The organism is Nocardioides sp. Z13_37, from assembly GCF_058355585.1.
This window is the reverse complement of the sequence record NZ_JBZGDV010000010.1, coordinates 32,963-51,677: the sequence shown is the minus strand read 5'-3', so window position 1 is coordinate 51,677 and position 18,715 is coordinate 32,963. Positions and strand designations below refer to the sequence as shown.

The 18,715-nt window shown below is 71.9% G+C and carries 22 protein-coding genes; 2 read left to right on the top strand and 20 right to left on the bottom strand.

Features of this window, described 5'->3' with window-relative positions; all coding sequences use genetic code 11:
• Positions 1-18: 18 nt before the first annotated feature.
• On the top strand, positions 19-954 hold the full coding sequence (ypfJ, locus tag AC4H2S_RS19595) for a KPN_02809 family neutral zinc metallopeptidase (protein ID WP_491498660.1): 936 nt from the start codon (positions 19-21) through the stop codon (positions 952-954).
• A gap of 30 nt (positions 955-984) precedes the next feature.
• Here the strand turns inward: ypfJ and AC4H2S_RS19590 are convergent, their stop codons facing one another.
• The 10 genes from AC4H2S_RS19590 to AC4H2S_RS19545 form a co-directional block, all read right to left on the bottom strand.
• Positions 985-1,914, bottom strand: coding sequence for a phosphotransferase (locus AC4H2S_RS19590; protein ID WP_491498659.1), 930 nt, complete (start codon positions 1,912-1,914; stop codon positions 985-987).
• Positions 1,915-1,924: 10 nt separating this feature from the next.
• Positions 1,925-3,502, bottom strand: coding sequence for an ABC transporter permease (locus tag AC4H2S_RS19585; RefSeq protein ID WP_491498658.1), 1,578 nt, complete (start codon positions 3,500-3,502; stop codon positions 1,925-1,927).
• Positions 3,499-4,416, bottom strand: a complete 918-nt coding sequence (locus tag AC4H2S_RS19580) for an ABC transporter ATP-binding protein (protein ID WP_491498657.1) — start codon at positions 4,414-4,416, stop codon at positions 3,499-3,501. The genes AC4H2S_RS19585 and AC4H2S_RS19580 overlap by 4 nt, the downstream gene beginning before the upstream one ends.
• 34 nt (positions 4,417-4,450) lie before the next feature.
• Positions 4,451-5,056: an acVLRF1 family peptidyl-tRNA hydrolase gene (locus AC4H2S_RS19575; RefSeq protein ID WP_491498656.1), complete on the bottom strand. Its 606-nt coding sequence runs from the start codon at positions 5,054-5,056 to the stop codon at positions 4,451-4,453.
• A gap of 20 nt (positions 5,057-5,076) precedes the next feature.
• On the bottom strand, positions 5,077-5,319 hold the full coding sequence (locus tag AC4H2S_RS19570) for a helix-turn-helix transcriptional regulator (protein ID WP_491498655.1): 243 nt from the start codon (positions 5,317-5,319) through the stop codon (positions 5,077-5,079).
• On the bottom strand, positions 5,316-6,191 hold the full coding sequence (locus tag AC4H2S_RS19565; protein WP_491498654.1) for an ABC transporter permease: 876 nt from the start codon (positions 6,189-6,191) through the stop codon (positions 5,316-5,318). The genes AC4H2S_RS19570 and AC4H2S_RS19565 overlap by 4 nt, the downstream gene beginning before the upstream one ends.
• Before the next feature lies 1 nt (position 6,192).
• Entirely contained in the window at positions 6,193-7,119 is a 927-nt protein-coding gene (locus AC4H2S_RS19560) for an ABC transporter ATP-binding protein (protein ID WP_491498653.1), read from the bottom strand.
• 63 nt (positions 7,120-7,182) lie between these two features.
• Complete coding sequence (locus AC4H2S_RS19555) at positions 7,183-7,728, bottom strand: NYN domain-containing protein (RefSeq protein ID WP_491498652.1); 546 nt, start codon at positions 7,726-7,728, stop codon at positions 7,183-7,185.
• 41 nt (positions 7,729-7,769) lie between these two features.
• Positions 7,770-8,153, bottom strand: coding sequence for a hypothetical protein (locus tag AC4H2S_RS19550; protein ID WP_491498651.1), 384 nt, complete (start codon positions 8,151-8,153; stop codon positions 7,770-7,772).
• 18 nt (positions 8,154-8,171) lie between these two features.
• Entirely contained in the window at positions 8,172-8,954 is a 783-nt protein-coding gene (locus AC4H2S_RS19545) for an aminoglycoside adenylyltransferase domain-containing protein (protein WP_491498650.1), read from the bottom strand.
• A gap of 146 nt (positions 8,955-9,100) precedes the next feature.
• Here AC4H2S_RS19545 and AC4H2S_RS19540 point away from each other — a divergent pair, with 146 nt between their 5' ends.
• Positions 9,101-10,060 carry an NHL repeat-containing protein gene (locus AC4H2S_RS19540; protein WP_491498649.1) on the top strand — a complete coding sequence of 320 codons (960 nt, stop codon included), beginning with the start codon at positions 9,101-9,103 and terminating at the stop codon, positions 10,058-10,060.
• 31 nt (positions 10,061-10,091) lie between these two features.
• Here AC4H2S_RS19540 and AC4H2S_RS19535 read toward each other — a convergent pair whose 3' ends face one another.
• From AC4H2S_RS19535 to AC4H2S_RS19490, 10 genes are all read right to left on the bottom strand, one after another.
• Positions 10,092-10,487 carry a metal-sulfur cluster assembly factor gene (locus AC4H2S_RS19535; protein ID WP_491498648.1) on the bottom strand — a complete coding sequence of 132 codons (396 nt, stop codon included), beginning with the start codon at positions 10,485-10,487 and terminating at the stop codon, positions 10,092-10,094.
• Entirely contained in the window at positions 10,484-10,939 is a 456-nt protein-coding gene (sufU, locus tag AC4H2S_RS19530; RefSeq protein ID WP_491498647.1) for a Fe-S cluster assembly sulfur transfer protein SufU, read from the bottom strand. The genes AC4H2S_RS19535 and sufU overlap by 4 nt, the downstream gene beginning before the upstream one ends.
• A 1-nt stretch (position 10,940) precedes the next feature.
• The gene (locus AC4H2S_RS19525; RefSeq protein ID WP_491498646.1) at positions 10,941-12,176 is read right to left on the bottom strand and encodes a cysteine desulfurase; all 1,236 of its coding nucleotides are present in this window, start codon (positions 12,174-12,176) and stop codon (positions 10,941-10,943) included.
• Between the two features lie 71 nt (positions 12,177-12,247).
• Entirely contained in the window at positions 12,248-13,006 is a 759-nt protein-coding gene (gene sufC, locus AC4H2S_RS19520; RefSeq protein WP_491498645.1) for a Fe-S cluster assembly ATPase SufC, read from the bottom strand.
• The gene (locus AC4H2S_RS19515) at positions 13,003-13,338 is read right to left on the bottom strand and encodes a non-heme iron oxygenase ferredoxin subunit (RefSeq protein ID WP_186342581.1); all 336 of its coding nucleotides are present in this window, start codon (positions 13,336-13,338) and stop codon (positions 13,003-13,005) included. Before AC4H2S_RS19515 ends, sufC begins: the two co-directional genes overlap by 4 nt.
• Positions 13,338-14,558, bottom strand: a complete 1,221-nt coding sequence (sufD, locus tag AC4H2S_RS19510) for a Fe-S cluster assembly protein SufD (RefSeq protein WP_491498644.1) — start codon at positions 14,556-14,558, stop codon at positions 13,338-13,340. Before sufD ends, AC4H2S_RS19515 begins: the two co-directional genes overlap by 1 nt.
• Positions 14,559-14,601: 43 nt before the next feature.
• Positions 14,602-16,029 (bottom strand): Fe-S cluster assembly protein SufB, encoded by a 1,428-nt coding sequence (gene sufB / locus AC4H2S_RS19505; protein WP_491498643.1) that lies wholly within the window; start codon positions 16,027-16,029, stop codon positions 14,602-14,604.
• Positions 16,026-16,739 carry a helix-turn-helix transcriptional regulator gene (locus AC4H2S_RS19500; protein ID WP_491498688.1) on the bottom strand — a complete coding sequence of 238 codons (714 nt, stop codon included), beginning with the start codon at positions 16,737-16,739 and terminating at the stop codon, positions 16,026-16,028. The genes sufB and AC4H2S_RS19500 overlap by 4 nt, the downstream gene beginning before the upstream one ends.
• Before the next feature lie 92 nt (positions 16,740-16,831).
• Complete coding sequence (locus AC4H2S_RS19495; RefSeq protein ID WP_491498642.1) at positions 16,832-17,656, bottom strand: ABC transporter permease; 825 nt, start codon at positions 17,654-17,656, stop codon at positions 16,832-16,834.
• On the bottom strand, positions 17,653-18,702 hold the full coding sequence (locus tag AC4H2S_RS19490) for an ATP-binding cassette domain-containing protein (protein ID WP_491498641.1): 1,050 nt from the start codon (positions 18,700-18,702) through the stop codon (positions 17,653-17,655). The genes AC4H2S_RS19495 and AC4H2S_RS19490 overlap by 4 nt, the downstream gene beginning before the upstream one ends.
• Positions 18,703-18,715 lie beyond the last annotated feature (13 nt).

Sequence of the window (18,715 nt, the reverse complement as noted above, 5' to 3'; positions counted from 1 at the left end):
CGCGGAAAGGCGACGTCCATGCGCTTCAACCCGAAGGCCGACATCAGCAGGGGCCGGGTCAGCGACGCGGGCCGTGGCGGTGGACGCGGTGGTGCGGCCGGAGGCGGGATGCGGATGCCGATGCCGGGCGGCGCCCGGGCCGGCGGCGGCATCGGGGGCATCCTGATCATCGTGCTGTTCGTGGTGCTCACCCAGTGCACCGGCCTCATGTCGGACGGCGGGGGCACGGGCTCCCAGGGCCAGGCCCAGCCCGAGGGCATCGACACCGGCGACGAGCGCTACGCCAACTGCCGCACCGGCGCCGATGCCAACGACGACCCCGACTGCGCACGCGTGGCCGTGGCGCTCTCGCTGGAGAACTACTGGGCCGACACCCTGCCCGCGCAGGCCGGCACGGAGTTCTCCCCCGCGGCCATCAACACCTTCTCCGGCGCCGTGTCGACCGGCTGCGGCGAGGCGTCGTCGCAGGTGGGCCCCTTCTACTGCCCGCCGGACCAGCAGATCTACCTCGACACCACGTTCTTCGACGACGTCCTGCAGGACCAGCTCGGCGGCCAGGGCGGCGACTTCGTCGAGCCCTACGTGCTCGGCCACGAGTACGGCCACCACATCCAGAACCTGATGGGCACGATGGGCAAGGTCCGCACGCAGCAGGGCGCCGACTCCGACGCCGTCCGGCTCGAGCTGCAGGCCGACTGCTACGCCGGCATGTGGACCCGCGACGCCAGCGACGGCGACGGCATCCTCGCCGACCTCGACCAGGGCGACATCGCGGAGGCCCTCGACTCGGCCAAGGCCGTGGGCGACGACCGGATCCAGCAGAAGTCGGGCCAGGGCGTGGACCCCGAGGGGTGGACCCACGGGTCGGCCGCCCAGCGGATGGCATGGTTCACCCGCGGCTACGAGGAGGGCACCCTCGAGTCGTGCGACACCTTCTCGGCCCCCCGGCTCTGAGCCGCCCGCCGGCCCTCGCGCCCCAGCCGGTCAGGCGTCGCTGAGCAGCGCCTCGATCTGGGCGATCTGGCGCTGCATGGAGTGGATGTAGGGCGCCACGCTGGGGTGGCGGAACTTGCCGGCCAGCGCGCCCTCGCCGTCGGCGACCCGGGCGAGCGCCCAGTCGAGCCGGGTGAGCGCGGTGTAGACGGCCATCACCCGGGCGCCGGTCACCACGTCGGCGCGGCTCGCGAGCCCGGCGGGCAGCGCGTCGACGTACGCCTCCACGAGCGGGTCGATGTCCTCGCGGGTGGCGAGGGAGAGGTAGCCCAGGTCGGAGCCCACCGGCCCCCGGCCCAGGTGCGCCCAGTCGATCGCCACCGCGCCGTCGCCGTGGCGGCCCGGGATGTTGGCGGCCGAGGGGTCGCCGTGCTGCGCTACCTGCGGCAGCGCGTCGCACCGGTCGAGCCAGCTCGTACGACGGGCCCAGAGGTGGTCGGCGATGTCGGCGACCGGCGTGCGGGCCAGCGTGCGCCAGCCGCCGCGGCGCTCGACGAGGCGCAGGCGGCTGCGCAGCTGCTCGCGAGCCAGCCACGCGTGGTCGCCGAGGTCGACCGCGGCGAAACGGCCCAGGCAGGCCGCCAGCCACAGGCCCGGAGGGTCGGTGGTCGCCACCCGCTCGTGCACGAGGGTGATGCCCTCGTCGTCCTCCTCCACCCGCACGACGGGGGCCTCGCGCAGCCCGGGCGAGCCGGCCACCACCCCGCTGAGGGCGACGTCGGCGGCTCGGCGCCAGTAGTTGACGTCGGACGGCACCAGGACGCCCGGGGCGTCGTGCGGGTCGGGCCTGCCGAGCCGCTTCACCACCACCTCGCGACCCCGGTGGGTCGCTGCCCAGAGGCCGACGGTCGCCGGGCCCGCTCCCGACAGCCGCTGCCACCCGGGCTCGGGCTGCCAGACCGCCGCGGTCGACCCGTCCATGCGCGCGAACCTAGCGCACCTCGACGTCGCGGCGGCCGAAGAGCAGGTGGCCCGCGGCGCTGAGCGCGCCCGCGACGCCGAGCAGGACCAGGAACGGGCTCCACCGGAAGTCCTCCGCCGGGACGAGCGCGAGGTGGTGGAAGGGCGAGAGGTCCTGCAGCCACCCGGGCATCCGGAGCAGCTCGCCGAAGAGCATCACGACCACGGCGAGCAGCAGCGCCAGCCACGCCAGCGACGCGAGGCGGGGGCGGAGGCCGAAGAGCAGGCGCGCCAGCGCGCTCATCACCAGGACCGGGGCGAGGTAGGGCAGCGAGGCGACGAGATAGGTGCCGACCGCGCCCGAGTCGCCGGTCGTGAGGGCGTAGCCCACCCCGAGCCCCAGCCCGGCCGCGGTGACCACGACCGCCGACCCCGCCACGGTCAGGACGGTCTGGGCGAGCAGCCAGCGGCGCCGGGACAGGCCGGTCGCCAGCAGCACCTCGACGACGCCGGTGGCCTCGTCGTGGCGCGGGCGGAGCGCGGTCGAGACGGCGTATCCGCACGCCATCAGGGCCAGCATCAGGATCGAGGTGGCGTAGAAGCCGTCGACGAGGTCCGCGCTGCCGCGGGCGAGGATCTCCTCGGTGGCGGCCGAGTCGCCGAGGAGGTCGCCGACGTCGCTGCCCAGCGACCCGTAGGCCAGCCCGGTCACCAGCAGGCCGAGGCTCCATCCGACGAGCGTGCCGCGCTGGAGCCGCCAGGCCAGCCCGAGCGGCGTGCCGAGCCGGGGCGCGGCCCTCGTCGGGCCGGGGCGGGCGGCGAGCACCCCGGCACCGTGGTCGCGGCGGCCGAAGGCCCACGCTGCGGCCGCGACGGTGGCCGCCGCCGCGACGACGAGCGGCAGCAGCGGCCACCACCGCAGACCGGAGAAGGCGTGCATCCCCTGGTACCAGCCGATCGGCGAGAGCCAGGTGAGCACGGGCGATCCGACGTCGCCGATCGCCCGCAGCACGAACGCCGCGCCGATCACCGCCCCGGTGAGTCCGTACGCCGCCCGCGGGCCGGAGGTGAGCTGCGCGGCGAGCAGGGCCACCGCGGCGAACACCAGGCCGACGGCCGCGAGCCCGACCCCCAGGGCGACGGAGTCGGCGGCGGCGAGGGGGAAGACCACGAGGCTGGCGGCCACGAGGGCGCCGGTGAGGACGTTGGCGACCACCGCCACCAGCACCGCGGCCGCGGTGGGGGCCGTCCGGCCGACCGCGGCAGCGCGCAGCAGCTCGTCGCGACCGGACTCCTCCTCGGCCCGCGTGTGCCGCACGACCAGGAACATCGACATCAACCCGGCGCAGATCGCGCCGAACGCCGTCGCCTGCCACGCGACCTGGCCACCCACCGTGTCCAGCGCCCGCGCCGGTCCCGCCATCGCGACGAAGGCGGCGTTGCCCTGCATCGCGGCGGCCGCCCGGTCGAGCTCCTCCTGCGTGGCGTAGAGCCCTTCGACGCTGACCGCCTGCGCCCAGTAGAGGAGCGTGATGCCGGCCGACCAGGCGAGGATCATCCACCGGTCGCGCCGCAGGAAGTGGCGCAGGAGGATTAGCGTCCCCGTCACCGGGGTCCCTCCGGCCCCGCACCCGCGGTGACATCGTCGCCGTAGTGGCGCAGGAACAGCTCCTCGAGCGTCGGCGGCGTCGCGGTGAGGGCCACGACGCCGACGTCCTGCAGGGCGGCGAGCGCGTCGGGCAGCGCCGCGGCGTCGACCTCGAACGCGACCCGCTGGCCGTCCGACGCCAGGTCGTGCACGCCGTCCATCCCGGCCAGCCGGTCCACCGGCCGGGCGGTCTCGGCGCGCACCGTCGTCCGCGTGAGGTGGCGCAGCTCGGCGAGGGTGCCGGACTCCACGCAGCGCCCGGCGCGGATGATGCTCACCCGGTCGCAGAGCCGCTCGACCTCGGCCAGGATGTGGCTGGAGAGCAGGACGGTGCCGCCGGCGGAGCGGAACTCCTCGACGCACTGCTGGAAGACCGCCTCCATCAACGGGTCCAGGCCGCTGGTGGGCTCGTCGAGGAGCAGCAGCTCGACGTCGCTGGCGAGCGCCGCGACCAGGGCGACCTTCTGCCGGTTGCCCTTGGAGTAGGTGCGGCCCTTCTTCGACGGGTCGAGCTCGAAGCGCTCGACCAGGTCGGCGCGACGCCGCTCGTCGACGCCGCCGCGCAGCTGGCCGAGCAGGTCGATGACCTCGCCGCCGGTGAGGTTGGGCCACAGCGTCACGTCGCCCGGGACGTACGCCAGCCTCCGGTGCAGCCGGGCGGCGTCGGCCCACGGGTCGCCGCCGAGCAGCCGGGCCTCCCCCGCGGTGGCGCGAAGCAGCCCGAGCAGCACCCGGATCGTGGTCGACTTCCCCGACCCGTTGGGCCCCAGGAAGCCGTGCACCTCCCCGGCAGCCACCTCGAGGTCGAGCCCGTCGAGCGCTCGCGTCCTCCCGAAGGTCTTGACCAGGCTGCGGACCTCGATCGGAGTGCTCACACCCAGGGAGGATAGGGCGTGTCGCTGCGGCGCGTCAGGCGTTGACGACGTCGACCTCGATCGCCTGGGCGTCCAGGACCGCCGCGTCGAGGACCGCCCGCCTCGGGTCGGGCACCGCGAGCCACGGGTCGACGAGGGCGAGCGACGACAGCCGCGGGTCGCCCAGGACGGCGTCGACCGCGCCACGGTCGCCGCCGGCGACGGCGACGCGCACCCCGGCCAGGATCCGCGCGGCGTGGTCGGCCGCGGCCTCGTAGGCCTGCCGCGCCTGGTTGTCGCGACGGCGGGCGAAGCGCTGCTGGCTCTGGCCGCCGGCCTTGGTGCGGCCCTGCACGTGCCGCTGCCCGATCTTGCGCTCGACCATCGAGTCACCGCGCAGCCGGGCGACGGCGAAGCCGCCCTTGCGCACGAGCAGCACGCCCCACTCCCCCGGCGGGCGGGCCGCCGCTGCGAAGGCACCGGCCTCCGGCGCTCCGGCGTACGTCGCCCCGAACGGCAGCCGGGCGGTGAAGTGCGAGCCGTCGCCCGCCTGTCCCCGGAGCGTCCCGTCGGCGACCGTCAGCTCCGCCCCGCCGTGGCTCGCGGTGAAGTTGGCGACCCACCGCTCCCAGCGGGCGGTCGGGACGAGGACGACGGGCACGCCCGCACGCTAGCGGGCGCTCAGGCGATGTGCCCGGACTGGTCACTGATCCGGGGGAACGGCCTCAGCGAGAAGACCGCCTCCACCGGGACCCCGAAGAACTCCGCGATGCGCAGCGCGAGGTCGAGGCTGGGACTGTTCTCGCCGCGCTCGAGGTAGCCCACCGTCTGGTAGTGGACCCCCAGGGCGGAGGCGAGCTCGCGGCGCGAGACGCCCTGCTCGGCGCGCAGCAGGGCGATGCGGTTGTGCACCGACTCGCTCACTTGACCCACTGGGTGGCGGCCTCGCGTGCGGCGGCGACCTGCGAGCCCGACTGGCGGTTGGCCATGCGGCGCAGCAGCGCCGGCGCGACGAGGGCGCCGAGGACGGCCCACGCGCCGAGCACGGCGACCGTCTCGGCCGTGCGCCACGACTCGCCGAGCTCGGCGCCGACGTAGGAGTCGGGCAGGAACGCCGAGCGCATGCCCAGACCCATCCAGTACATCGGGAACACCTGCGCCACGACCTGCACCCAGCCCCACAGCGCCTGCATCGGGTAGAAGATGCCGGAGATCCCGGCCAGCGCCATGACCGGGAGCATGCCCCACATGCCGACCTTCTGCACCGACGGCACCAGCGCGCCGATCATCATGCCGATGGGCAGGGCGGCCAGGAGCCCCAGCACCATCACCCAGGCGATGGTGAACCAGCCGCTCGGATGAGCCATCAGGTCGTCGAAGAGCAGGAAGCTCGGCACCAGCACGGCGACGGTCTGCGGGACCAGGCTCGCCGAGTGGAGGACGAGCTGTCCGGTGAAGTAGCCCGTGAGGCCGCGCGGCACGGCCTTCGCGCGCAGCAGGGTGCCGTCCTCCTTCTCCATGGCCAGGCTGTAGGCCGGGCCGATGACGAGCCCGAAGACGATCAGGCCGGCGAGGATGCTGGGCAGGGCGACCGACGGCAGGAGCAGGCCGGACCCGTCGACCACGGTGTCGCGGCGCAGGTAGAGGTAGCCCACGGCGAGGAACGCCGTGGAGAGGTAGAACCACTGGTCCTGGGTGCTGCGCAGGCCCTGGACGAACTCGGTCCACCCGCGACCCAGCCCGAGGCGTACGGCGTGCGCCGTGCCGGCGGTCCCCCGTGTCGTCAGCGTCGCCATCTCACACCGCCCTCGAGAAGGCGCGGACGGCCTCGTCGGCCTCCGCCGCCTCGTGCCGTTGCACGAGGTCGAGGTAGGCGTCCTCGAGACTGGCCCGACGCACCTCCAGGTCGACCACCGGCTCACCCGGCTCGTTGAGGAGCCTGCGGACGAAGTCGGTGGGGTCCTCGGCCGAGTGCACGAAGCGCTCGCCGCCGCGCGTCCACTTCACCTCGACCCCGAGGGAGGCGCGCAACGCCAGCCGCTCGGCTGTGTCGTCGGCGACGATCCGGCCACCCGCGAGCACCAGCACCCGGTCGGCGAGCTTCTCGGCCTCGTCGAGGTCGTGGGTGGTGAGCAGGATCGTGGTGTGCTCGAGGTCGGCCAGGCGGTGGACGACCTGGTGGAAGTCGCGCCGTGCCTGCGGGTCGAAGCCGGCCGTCGGCTCGTCGAGGAACAGCACCTCGGGGCGGCCGATGATGCCCATGGCGACGTCGAGGCGGCGACGCTGGCCGCCGGAGAAGGTGACGATCTTCTGGTCGGCGAGGTCGACGAGGCCGACCGTCTCGAGCAGCTCGTCGGTCGGCACCGGGCGTGTGCGCTCGTCGGTGGAGTAGGGCGCGTAGTAGCCCCCCATCTGGTCGAGCAGCGTGCGCGGGGTCCACCGCGCGTGGTCGCGCCACGACTGCAGCACCACGCCCGTGCGGGCCCGCCACGCCTGGCTGGCCCGGCGGGGGTCCTCGCCGAGCACCCGGACGTCGCCGGCGGACGGGGCGCGGAACCCCTCCAGGATCTCGACGGTCGTGGTCTTGCCGGCCCCGTTGGGCCCGAGCAGGCAGACCACCTCGCCCGCCTCGATGGCGAACTCGACGCCGCTCAGCACGTCCTTGTCGCCGTAGCGCATCCGGAGGTCGCTGACCTCGATGACCGTCCCCCGTGTGGTGCTCATCGCCCGAATGTAGTCCTCGTGCTATCGAGATAGCAAGAGTGCTACACCATCGAGATGAAGGGCTCAGAGGAAGTCGAGGGGGTCGAACTGGTCGATCGGGATGACCCGCACGCGCGGGAGCGGGGAGTTGAAGGCACCCAGGTCGTACTCCAGGTCGAAGATCCGCACGCCGGGCAGGCTGCGGAACTGCGAGTTGACGAACTCGGTGAACCCGATGACGCCGACCTGTCGGCTGCCGTCGCAGAGCGCGGAGACCTGGTCGACGAAGTCGCCGTCGTGGCTGACCAGCACCACGTCGGCCTCGCGGTGCACCAGCGCCTCGGCGGTGCGCTGGATGGCGATGTCGACGATCTTGCCCTCGCCGCTCAGCGGGATCGGCTTGAAGCCGATCGCGAGCAGCGCCTGGACGAAGCTGGTCGGCAGCTCGGTGGTGGCGGCGAGGAAGAACAGGCCGGTCACGTCCTGGTCGAAGGCACGCTCGGCCCACTCGAGCAGGCGGTCCCAGCGGGGACGCTCCTCCGGACGCGGACGCCGACCCAGGATCGAGGTGCCCAGGGTGGCGTCGATGTTCTCCCCGTCGACGAGGAGGTAGGTCATCCGCTCAGCCATGCGAGGACTCTCCCACACGCGCCGGCGCGCAGTGCGCGGGATCAGGCGCTGTAGACGACCGTGAATGACTCGGCGACGTCGTCGCCCGACAGCGTGACGTCGGAGACCTGGACCAGCGCGCGGGGCTTGCCGGCGCCGTCGCACAGGATCGACAGCACACCGACCTCGGGCAGCTCGCCGGCGTACTCCACGGCGGGAGCGGTCGTCGCTCCCTTCTCGTCGGCCAGCACCTGGGCGACGAACGCGTCGGACTCCCCCGCTGTCTCGCCGTAGGCCCAGGCGGGCGGCGGCACGGACTCCAGCGCGGTGGGGCCGAAGTAGCTCGGGGCCGCGTTGAGCTTGGCGTGGAAGCGGGCGAGGTCCCAGAAGGCGCGCAGCTCCTCGTGGTCGAAGTCGGTCTCGGGCGGGTCGACCTCGGGATGCATGCTGCGAAGGGTAGCGAGTCAGGCAACGCGCGCGACGTACGCCGCGAACTCGCGCGCGGCCTCCATCGCCCCTGGCCGCGGCGGCGCCTGCGGGTCGAGGCCGAGGTCGCGGTCGGCCAGCACCTGCTGCAGGAGAGGCCGCCACGCGGGATCGCCGTGCACCATCGCCCACCGCAGCGCGTCGCGCTTGCTGGCCACCTCGCCGGTGCGGACCGTGTAGAGGCTGCGACTGGCCTGCACGACCAGGTAGCGCTGGCACCACGCGACCGTCGGCGGGCACCAGCCGAGCACCTCGTCGACGAGCGTCGCCAGGCCCGCGCGCGCCGTGTCGCGCAGCACCTCCACGGGCACCGGCTCGACCAGCTCCACCGAGCACGGGCCGGCCAGCGTGATGCCGTGCTCGCGCAGGATCCATCGGGTCCAGGGCTGGTTGCAGTGCGTCGACCACTGCATGCGGTCCGACCCGTGGTCGACGTAGAGCCACTCGCGGCCCAGCCCGGCGGTCGTGCGCAGGTCGGCAGCGACGGCGTACGAGCCCTCGAGGTGGCCCCACCAGAAGCCGGCGCGGTGGGGCAGGTCGCCGTGGAGGCGTCGCAGCGCGGACTCCTGCCCGGCGTCGGGCCGCTCGCGCACCACGACCAGGAAGTCGCAGTCGCTGTGCTCGTCCCCGGCGCCGAGGGCGAACGACCCCTGCAGGTAGGCGCCGACCATCGACTCACCCAGCGCGTCGTGGGCGCCGGTGACGAGGTCGTGCAGCACGCCGTTGAGCTCGGCGTAGCGCGTCGGGTGGGGGTTGAGCACGGATGGAGTGTGCGCCTGCGACGGCTCCCTCCGCCACGCAATATCCGCAGGTCAGGCGGCCGTCGCGGCGGTGGCAGCGCCATGGCCCTGGTCCGACCACCAGGACAGGGCTACGGTCGAAGGTCCCACCTACTCGGAGGTGCACCATGGGTCGTCTGCTCGTCTCCGGCGCCGCTGCTGTGCTCGGCCTGACCGTGCTCACCAGCGCGCCACCCGCCACGGCCCGGGCCGTGCCGCTCGACGGCGCCTTCCCCTCCCGCATCGCGCTGCCGGACGGCTTCCAGCCCGAGGGGATCGCGATCGGACCGGGGCCGACGGCCTGGTTCGGCTCGAGAGCGGACGGCGACATCTACGAGGTGTCGCTGCGCACCGGCCGGGGGAAGGTCATCAGCCAAGGCCCCGGCACGCCGTCGGTGGGGCTGAAGTCCGACCGCAGCGGCCTGTTGTACGTCGCCGGCGGCACGTCCGGCACGGCCCGGGTCGTCGACACCGACACCGGCGCCGTGGTGGCGGACCTGGCCCTCACCACCGGGCCCGCGTTCGTCAACGACGTCGTCCTGACCCGGGATGCCGCCTGGTTCACCGACTCCTCGCAGCCGCAGCTCTATCGGCTCGCCCGCGGCGCGCGGGGACCGGCCGCCACGGCCACCACCCTCCCGCTCACCGGCGACTGGGTGCAGGGCACGGGCTTCGGGGCCAACGGCATCAGCACCACGCCGAGCGGGCGCCACCTCCTCGTGGTCAACTCGACCAGCGGGCTGCTCTACCGGGTCGACCCCGGCACCGGGGCGGCCACGGAGGTCGACCTGGGTGGCGCATCGCTCACGATGGGCGACGGCATGCTGCGCCACGGCCAGACGCTCTACGTCGTGCGCAACCGGCTCAACGAGGTCGCCGTCCTGCGCCTCTCACGCAGCGGGCTCAGCGGTCGACTGGTCCGCACGATCACCGCCGCCGACCTCGATGAGGACACCAGCTTCGACGTGCCGACCACGGTCGCCCGCTACCGCGGCGACCTCTACCTGCCCAACGCCCGGTTCAGCACCACCCCGACACCGACCACGCCCTACTGGGTGACGAAGGTGTCCGCGCGAGCCGGCAGCTGAGCGTCGGCCCGGCCCTCCCGACGGGTCGGCCTCAGACGTTGAAGCCGAGCGCGCGCAGCTGCTCGCGACCGTCGTCGGTGATCTTGTCGGGGCCCCACGGCGGCATCCACACCCAGTTGATGGCGACGTCGCCGACGAGGCCCTCGAGGGCCGACTCGGTCTGGTCGGTGATGACGTCGGTCAGCGGGCAGGCCGCCGAGGTGAGCGTCATGTCGAGCACGGCGTTGCTGTGCTCGTCGAGATGCACGCCGTAGACCAGGCCGAGGTCGACGACGTTGATCCCCAGCTCGGGGTCGACGACGTCCTTCATCGCCTCGGTGACGTCGTCGACGGTGACCGTCGACGTGCCGCCTGTGGCGCCAGCACCGATGGCCTCGGGCACCTCGGGCAGGTCGCTGTGGTCGGTCTGGTGGGTGGACTCGGTCATCGGGTCTCTCCTTCGGTCTGGGCCTGGCTGGTCGCGTCCTTCCACGCCATCCAGGAGAGCAGTGCGCACTTCACGCGCGCGGGGAACTTGGCGACACCGGCGAAGGCGATGCCGTCCTCGAGGACGTCCTCGTCGGGCTCGACCTGACCCTTGCCCTGCATCAGCTCGAGGAACCTCTGGTGGATCGTCATCGCCTCGTCGACCGGCTTGCCGATCACCAGGTCGGCCATCACGGACGCGGACGCCTGGGAGATCGAGCAGCCGACCGAGTCGTAGGACACGTCCTCCACGACCCCGTCCGACAGGTGCACCCGCAGGGTGACCTCGTCGCCGCAGGTCGGGTTGACGTGGTGCACCTCGGACTCGAAGGGGTCGCGCAGGCCCTTGTGGTGCGGGTTCTTGTAGTGGTCCAGGATGATCTCCTGGTAGAGCGCGTCGAGGTCGGTGCTCATCTCAGCCCACCTTGAAGTAGCTGCGGGTGTGGTGGAGGCCCTCGACCAGCGCGTCGATCTCGGCGGGGGTCGTGTAGAGGTAGGACGACATCCGCGTCGAGCTCTGCACCCCGAACCGGGCGTGCGCCGGCTTGGCGCAGTGGTGCCCGGCGCGCACGGCGACGCCGCGCGAGTCGAGCACCTGGGCGATGTCGTGCGGGTGCACGCCCTCGAGCTCGAAGGCGATCGCGCCGCCGCGGTCGGCCGCGTCGAGCGGGCCGAGGACCGTGAGGCCCGGGACGGTCTGCAGGCCCTCGAGGGCGTACGCCGTGATCGCCTGCTCGTGGCGGTGGACGGAGTCCAGGCCGATGTGACGGAGGTAGTCGACGGCCGCGCCGAGCCCGACCGCCTCGACGATCGGCGGGGTGCCGGCCTCGAAGCGGTGGGGCGCCTTGGCGTACGTCGAGCGCGCCATGGTCACGGTCTCGATCATCTCGCCGCCGCCGTGGAAGGGCGGAAGCTCGTTGAGCAGCTCCTCGCGGCCCCACAGCACGCCGATCCCGGTCGGGCCGCAGACCTTGTGGCCGGTGAAGACCAGGAAGTCGCACCCGGTGGCCTGGACGTCGACGGGCAGCTGGGGCGCCGCCTGCGAGGCGTCGACCACCGACACGGCTCCGACCGCCCGGGCGCGCGCCACCAGGTCGGTGACCGGGTTGATCGTGCCGAGCATGTTGGAGACCCAGGTGAAGGCGACCACCTTGGTGTGCTCGTCGACCAGCCGGTCGGCGTCGGCCATGTCGAGCCGGCCGTCGTCGGTCAGCCCGAACCACCGCAGCTCGGCGCCCGAGCGCTCGCACGCGAGCTGCCACGACACGATGTTGGAGTGGTGCTCCATCTCGGTGATGACGACGTTGTCGCCGGGGCCGAGCTCGATGGTGCGGGCCAGCAGGTTGAGCGCCTCGGTGGCGTTCTTGGTGAAGACGACCTCGTTGCGCGAGGGCGCGTTGAGGAACGCCGCCACCTGGTCGCGCGCCGCCTCGTAGGCCTCGGTCGACTCGGCGCCGAGCTGGTGCATCGCCCGGGCGATGTTGGCGTTGTGCCGCTCGAGGTGGTCGACCATCGTGTCGATGACGATCTGCGGCTTCTGCGAGGTGTTGGCGCTGTCGAGGTAGACCAGCGGCACTCCGCCCGCGAGCGTGCGCTCGAGGATCGGGAAGTCCTTGCGGATCACGTCGAGATCCGGAAGCAGTCCTTCCATGTCGTACCCCTTTCGGGCGGTGGGGGGCACCGTGCTGGTCACGGCGGAGGGTCGAGGGTGCGCCGTGCTGCTCAGCGCGCCGCGGTGAGGAAGCGGTCGTAGCCCTCGGCCTCGAGCTGGTCGGCGAGCTCCTTGCCGCCGGACTCGGCGACCTTGCCGTCGACGAACACGTGGACGTAGTCGGGCTCGATGTAGCGCAGGATGCGGGTGTAGTGGGTGATCAGCAGGACACCCTTGCCCTCGCGGGCGCGGAAGCGGTTGACGCCCTCGGCGACGATCTTGAGCGCGTCGATGTCGAGGCCGGAGTCGGTCTCGTCAAGCACCGCGACCTTGGGGTCGAGCAGCTCGAGCTGGGCGATCTCGTGGCGCTTCTTCTCGCCGCCGGAGAAGCCCTCGTTGACGCTGCGGGTGCCGAAGGACGAGTCGAGGTTGAGCCGCTCGAGGGCGCCGTTGACGTCCTTGACCCAGGTGCGGAGCTTGGGGGCCTCGCCGTCGATGGCCGTCTTGGCGGTGCGCAGGAAGTTGGAGACCGAGACGCCGGGCACCTCGACGGGGTACTGCATGGCGAGGAACAGGCCGGCGCGGGCGCGCTCGTCGACGGAGAGCGACAGCACGTCCTGGCCGTCCAGCGTCACCGAGCCGCCGGTGATCGTGTACTTGGGGTGGCCGGCGATGGAGTAGGCCAGCGTCGACTTGCCGGAGCCGTTGGGCCCCATGATGGCGTGGGTCTCCCCGTCCTTGATGGTGAGGGTGACGCCCTTGAGGATCTCCTTGGGGCCGTCCTCGGTGTCCACGGTGACGTGAAGGTCCTGGATGTCCAGCTTGCTCATGCGGGGGTGACTCCGTTCAGGGTGGTCTCGGTGTCGATGTACACGTCGGTGCCGCGTACCTCGATCGGGAAGGTGGCGACGGGCTCCGTCGCCGGCAGGTTGGTCGGCTTGCCGGTGCGCAGGTCGAACATCGACCCGTGCAGCCAGCACTCGATCTGGCAGTCGGCGACCTCGCCCTCGCTGAGCGCGACCGCGGCGTGGCTGCACTCGTTCTCCAGCGCGAAGACCTCGTCGCCGTTGCGGGCGACGACGATCTCGTAGCGTCCGAGGGTCACGGCGAGGCCCTGGTCGGCCGAGACCTCGTCGAGGGAGCAGGCGCGCTCGAACGCCATCAGGCCCCCGATCCGAAGGCGGCGAGCGAGCCGACGTCCTTGAGGACGTTCTTGGCGAGCTCGGCCTCGACGGTCGAGAGCAGCCGGTCCTCGATGGACGGGACGCCGACCTGGCGGATCAGGTCGTTGAAGAAGCCGTGCACGACCAGTCGCTGGGCCTCCTGCTCGGAGATGCCGCGGGACTGGAGGTAGAACAGCTGCTCGTCGTCGAACCGTGCGGTGGCCGAGGCGTGGCCGGCGCCCTCGATCTCGCCGGTCTCGATCTCGAGGTTGGGGATCGAGTCGGCCTGGCAGCCGTCGGTGAGGACCAGGTTGCGGTTCTCCTCGTAGGTCTCGATGCCCTCGGCGACCTTGCGGATCAGCACGTTGCCGACCCACACGGTGTGCGCCTTCTCGCCCTGCAGCGCGCCCTTGTAGACGGCGTGCGACTTCGTGCGGGGGGCGGTGTGGTCGGCGAAGATCCGGTGCTCGATGTGCTGGCCGGCGTCGGCGAAGTAGAGGCCGAGCAGCTCGGCTGAGCCACCGGGACCGTCGTAGGTGACGTTGGCGTCCATCCGCACCAGGTCGCCGCCGAAGGAGATGGCGGTGTGCTTGTAGGTCGCGTCACGACCCACGAGCGCCTGGTGGTGCGAGAGGTGGACGGCGTCGTCGGACCAGTCCTGGATCGAGACGACGCTCGCCTCGGCGCCGTCGGCGACCACGACCTCGACCACGGCCGCGACCGCGGCCGAGCCGGTGTGGTTGAGCACGACGACGGCCTTGCTGTGGCGCCCGAACCGCAGCACGACGTGGGCACCGCTGGTGACGTCGGCGTCGGTGCCGTCGACCTCGAGGACGATCGGCTCGGTGGCCTCGACGTCGGCGGGGACGTCGACGAGCAGCGTCGCGGGCACGTCGGCGAGGACGCGGGCGGTGAACCGGGTGTTGGGCACCCAGCCGCTCACGCCGCGCAGCGCCGTGGCCTCGTCGCCGGTGACGACGCCGACGGACACGCCCTCGGGGGCGGTCCAGGAGGCGTCGACGTTGCGCCCGTCGAGCGGCGCGTCGGCGTGCAGGCCCTTGAGCCGCTTGAGCGGCGTGAAGCGCCAGATCTCCTCACGGCCGGTCGGCACCTCGTGGTCGGCGACGGCGAAGGAGCCGGCGGGGTGCAGGTGGCTCTCGACCCGCTCGGCGGGTGCCTGCTCCAGGGCGGAGCGGACGGAATCGGTGGTGACGGTCACTACATCTCTTTCTGGTACGTCGGACGAGGGCGGGCGGCGTGGGTCAGCCGACCGCGCCCTCCATCTGCAGCTCGATCAGGCGGTTGAGCTCGAGGGCGTACTCCATCGGCAGCTCCTTGGCGATCGGCTCGACGAAGCCGCGCACGATCATCGCCATCGCCTCGTCCTGCTCCATGCCGCGCGACATGAGGTAGAAGAGCTGGTCGTCGGAGACCTTCGAGACGCTCGCCTCGTGGCCCATCGACACGTCGTCCTCGCGGATGTCGACGTAGGGGTAGGTGTCGCTGCGGCTGATCTGGTCGACCAGCAGGGCGTCGCAGAGCACGTTGGACTTCGAGCCGTAGGCGCCCTCGTTGACCTGGATCAGGCCGCGGTAGGACGTGCGCCCGCCACCGCGCGCCACCGACTTGCTCAGGATCGAGCTCGACGTGTGGGGCGCCGCGTGCACCATCTTGGCGCCGGCGTCCTGGTGCTGGCCCTCGCCCGCGAACGCGATGGAGAGCGTCTCGCCCTTGGCGTGCTCGCCCATCAGGTAGACGGCGGGGTACTTCATCGTCACCTTGGAGCCGATGTTGCCGTCGACCCACTCCATCGTCGCGCCGGCGTCGCAGGTCGCGCGCTTGGTGACGAGGTTGTAGACGTTGTTGGACCAGTTCTGGATCGTCGTGTAGCGGACGCGGGCGCCCTTCTTGACGATGATCTCCACGACGGCGGAGTGCAGCGAGTCGGAGGAGTAGATCGGCGCGGTGCAGCCCTCCACGTAGTGCACGTAGGAGTCCTCGTCGGCGATGATCAGCGTCCGCTCGAACTGGCCCATGTTCTCGGTGTTGATCCGGAAGTAGGCCTGGAGCGGGATGTCGACGTGGACGCCCTTGGGCACGTAGATGAACGAGCCGCCCGACCACACCGAGGTGTTGAGCGCGGCGAACTTGTTGTCACCGACCGGGATGACGGTGCCGAAGTACTCCTTGAAGAGCTCCTCGTGCTCCTTCAGCGCGGTGTCGGTGTCGACGAAGATGACGCCCTTCTCCTCGAGGTCCTCGCGGATCGAGTGGTAGACGACCTCCGACTCGTACTGCGCGGCCACACCGGCCACGAGGCGCTGCTTCTCCGCCTCGGGGATGCCGAGCTTGTCGTAGGTGTTCTTGATGTCCTCGGGCAGCTCCTCCCACGAGGTGGCCTGCTTCTCCGAGGAGCGCACGAAGTACTTGATGTTGTCGAAGTCGATCGTCGACAGGTCGGAGCCCCACGTGGGCATCGGCTTGCGGTGGAAGAGCTTGAGGCCCTTCAGGCGCAGGTCGAGCATCCACTGCGGCTCGGACTTCTTGCCGGAGATGTCGCGTACGACGTCCTCGTTGAGGCCGCGGGTCGCGGTGGCGCCGGCGTCGTCGCTGTCCGCCCACCCGAACTCGTAGCGGCCGATGCCCTTGAGCTCCGGGTTGAGGTCTTCGATGCTCAGGTTCTGGGTCATGACTGCTCCTTTGTCGGGTCCGTCTTCGGGTCCGTCTTGAGGGTCTGGGGGATGCACGTGGTGCAGACGCCGTCGCCGTGGGCGATGGTCGCCAACCGCTGGACGTGGGTGCCGAGAACGGAGGCGATCGCCTCGGTCTCGGCCTCGCAGAGCTGCGGGAACTCGTGGGCGACGTGGGAGACCGGGCAGTGCTGCTGGCACAGCTGCTCCCCCACGCTGATGCCGCGCACGGGCGCGAGGTCGCGCACCGAGGCGGCGTAGCCGTTCTGGGTGAAGACCTTGGCGAGGGCCTCGGCCGGGGTGAGGTCGGGGTCGCCGGCGACGACGGTGGCGTAGTCGCGCTCCACGAACGAGACCCGGCGCCGGGCGAACTCGACGACCGCGTCCTCGCCCTGGGTCTCGGCCAGGAACCGCAGCGCCTGCATGGCGAGGTCGTCGTACTGCTGGTCGAAGCTGTCGCGCCCGGCCTGGGTCAGGGCGAAGACCTTGGCGGGGCGACCGCGCCCGCGGGTGCCGTAGACCTTCTGCTCGCGCGACTCCACGACTCCCTCGTCGCTGAGGTGGTCGAGGTGGCGGCGCACGGCGGCGGGCGTGAGGTCCAGGCGCAGCGCCAGGTCGGCGGCCGTGGAGGGGCCGTTCTCGAGGATCGTGCGGGCCACGCGGTCGCGCGTGGGCGCATCGCCCTCACGCTGTCCGTTGGCTGTCCTCACGAATTCCACAACGCAAGTGTGTCGTTAATGCTTCCCGTGGTTCAAGCAAGGGTCACCTAAGTGACCGGAGCCACCACGACGGGCGGGTCGACTCAGTCGGCGGTGCGGGCCCGGAAGGTGCGGATGGCCAGGGGCGCCACGACCGCGGTGATGAGGACGATCCAGCCGATGGTGAAGGGGATCGGGTGGTGCATGGGGAACGCCGCCCCCGCGGCCAGCGGCTGGTCGTTGCCCCAGAGCTCGCGCACGGCCTGGGTGAGCGAGGAGATCGGGTTCCACTCGGCGATCACCCGCAGGAAGGTCGGCATCCGGTCGGTGGGCGCGAAGGTGTTGGCCAGGAACGTGATCGGGAACATCGTCGCGAACATCACGCCGTTGACGGCCTCGACCGACCTCATCGCCGAGCCCACCCAGATGCCGATCCAGATCATCGCGAAGCCCCACCCGAGGAGCAGGAGGTAGCCCAGGGCGGCCTCCAGCACGTTGGTGTGGATGCGCCAGCCGATCAGCAGGCCGGTCAGCGACATCACCACCAGGCCGATCGAGGCGTGCACCAGGCTCGACATGCTGCGGCCCACGAGGACTGCAGCGGGGTTGATCGGGAGCGAGCGCATCCGGTCGACGATCCCCTTGTCGAGGTCGGCGGTGAGGCCGACGGCGACGATGAAGGACGCGAACGCGACGGTCTGGGCCATGATCCCGGCGAGCAGGAACGCCCGGTAGCCCGCGGGCGTCGCCACGTCGATCGAGGAGCCGAAGACGTAGGCGAAGAGCAGCACGAACATGACCGGCTGGATGGTGACGTCCATCAGCATCTCGGGCATGCGCCTGATGTGGAGGAAGTTGCGCCGGGCGATGGCCCACGACTGCGTCAGCAGCCCGGTGGTGCGGATCTCCGGTCGTTCGAGCGTGGTCATCGGGCCATCCCTCCGGCGGTCTCCCCCGCACCCCGGCCGGCGTGTCCGGCACCGTCGGCGTGGTCGCCGCCCTCCTGGTCGTCGGTCAGCTGGTCGTCGGTCGGCTGCTCGGCGCGGTGCCCGGTGAGGTGGAGGAACACGTCGTCGAGGCTCGGCCTCTTGAGCCCGATGTCGTCGAGCACGATGTCGCTCTCGTCGAAGATCGCGGCCACGCGGGTCATGTGCCCCAGGCCCTCCGCGGGAGCGGTGAGCTGGCGCGCGCCGGCGTCGACGTGGACCTCGCGCACGTGCGGGCGCAGCAGCGTCCGGGCCGCCTCGAGCTCGCCGGCGTGGGAGACCGTCACGACGAGCGCGGCGGCGCCGGACTGGTCCTTGAGCTGGAGCGGGGTGCCCTCCGCGATGACCGTGCCGCGGTCGATGACCACGATGTTGTCGGCGAGCTGGTCGGCCTCCTCGAGATACTGAGTGGTCAGCAGCAGGGTCGTGCCGTCGGCGACGAGCTCGCGCAGCACCTCCCACAGCTCCACGCGCGAGCGGGGGTCGAGGCCCGTGGTCGGCTCGTCGAGGAAGAGCACGGGAGGCGTCGCGATGAGGCTGACCGCGAGGTCGAGGCGTCGCCGCATGCCACCGGAGTAGGTCTTGGCCGTGCGGTTGCCGGCGTCGGAGAGCGAGAAGCGCTCCAGCAGCTCGTCGCTGGCGCGCCGGATGTAGGCGGGGTCGAGGCCGTAGAGGCTGCCGATGAGGCGGAGGTTCTCCCGGCCGGTGAGGAGCTCGTCGACGGTCGCGGCCTGCCCCGTCAGGCCCATGCTGCGCCGCACGGCCGCCGGGTCGGCCAGGATGTCGTGACCGGCCACCCGCCCGGTGCCCGCGGTGGGCCGGGTCAGGGTGGTCATCATCCGCACGGTGGTCGTCTTGCCGGCGCCGTTGGGGCCGAGGAGCCCGAGCACCGAGCCCTGGGGGACGACGAACGAGACCCCGTCGACGGCGACGGTGTCACCGAAGTGCTTGACGAGGCCCTCGGCCTCGATCGCGTACGAGAGTGCCATGGCCGTCACGCTA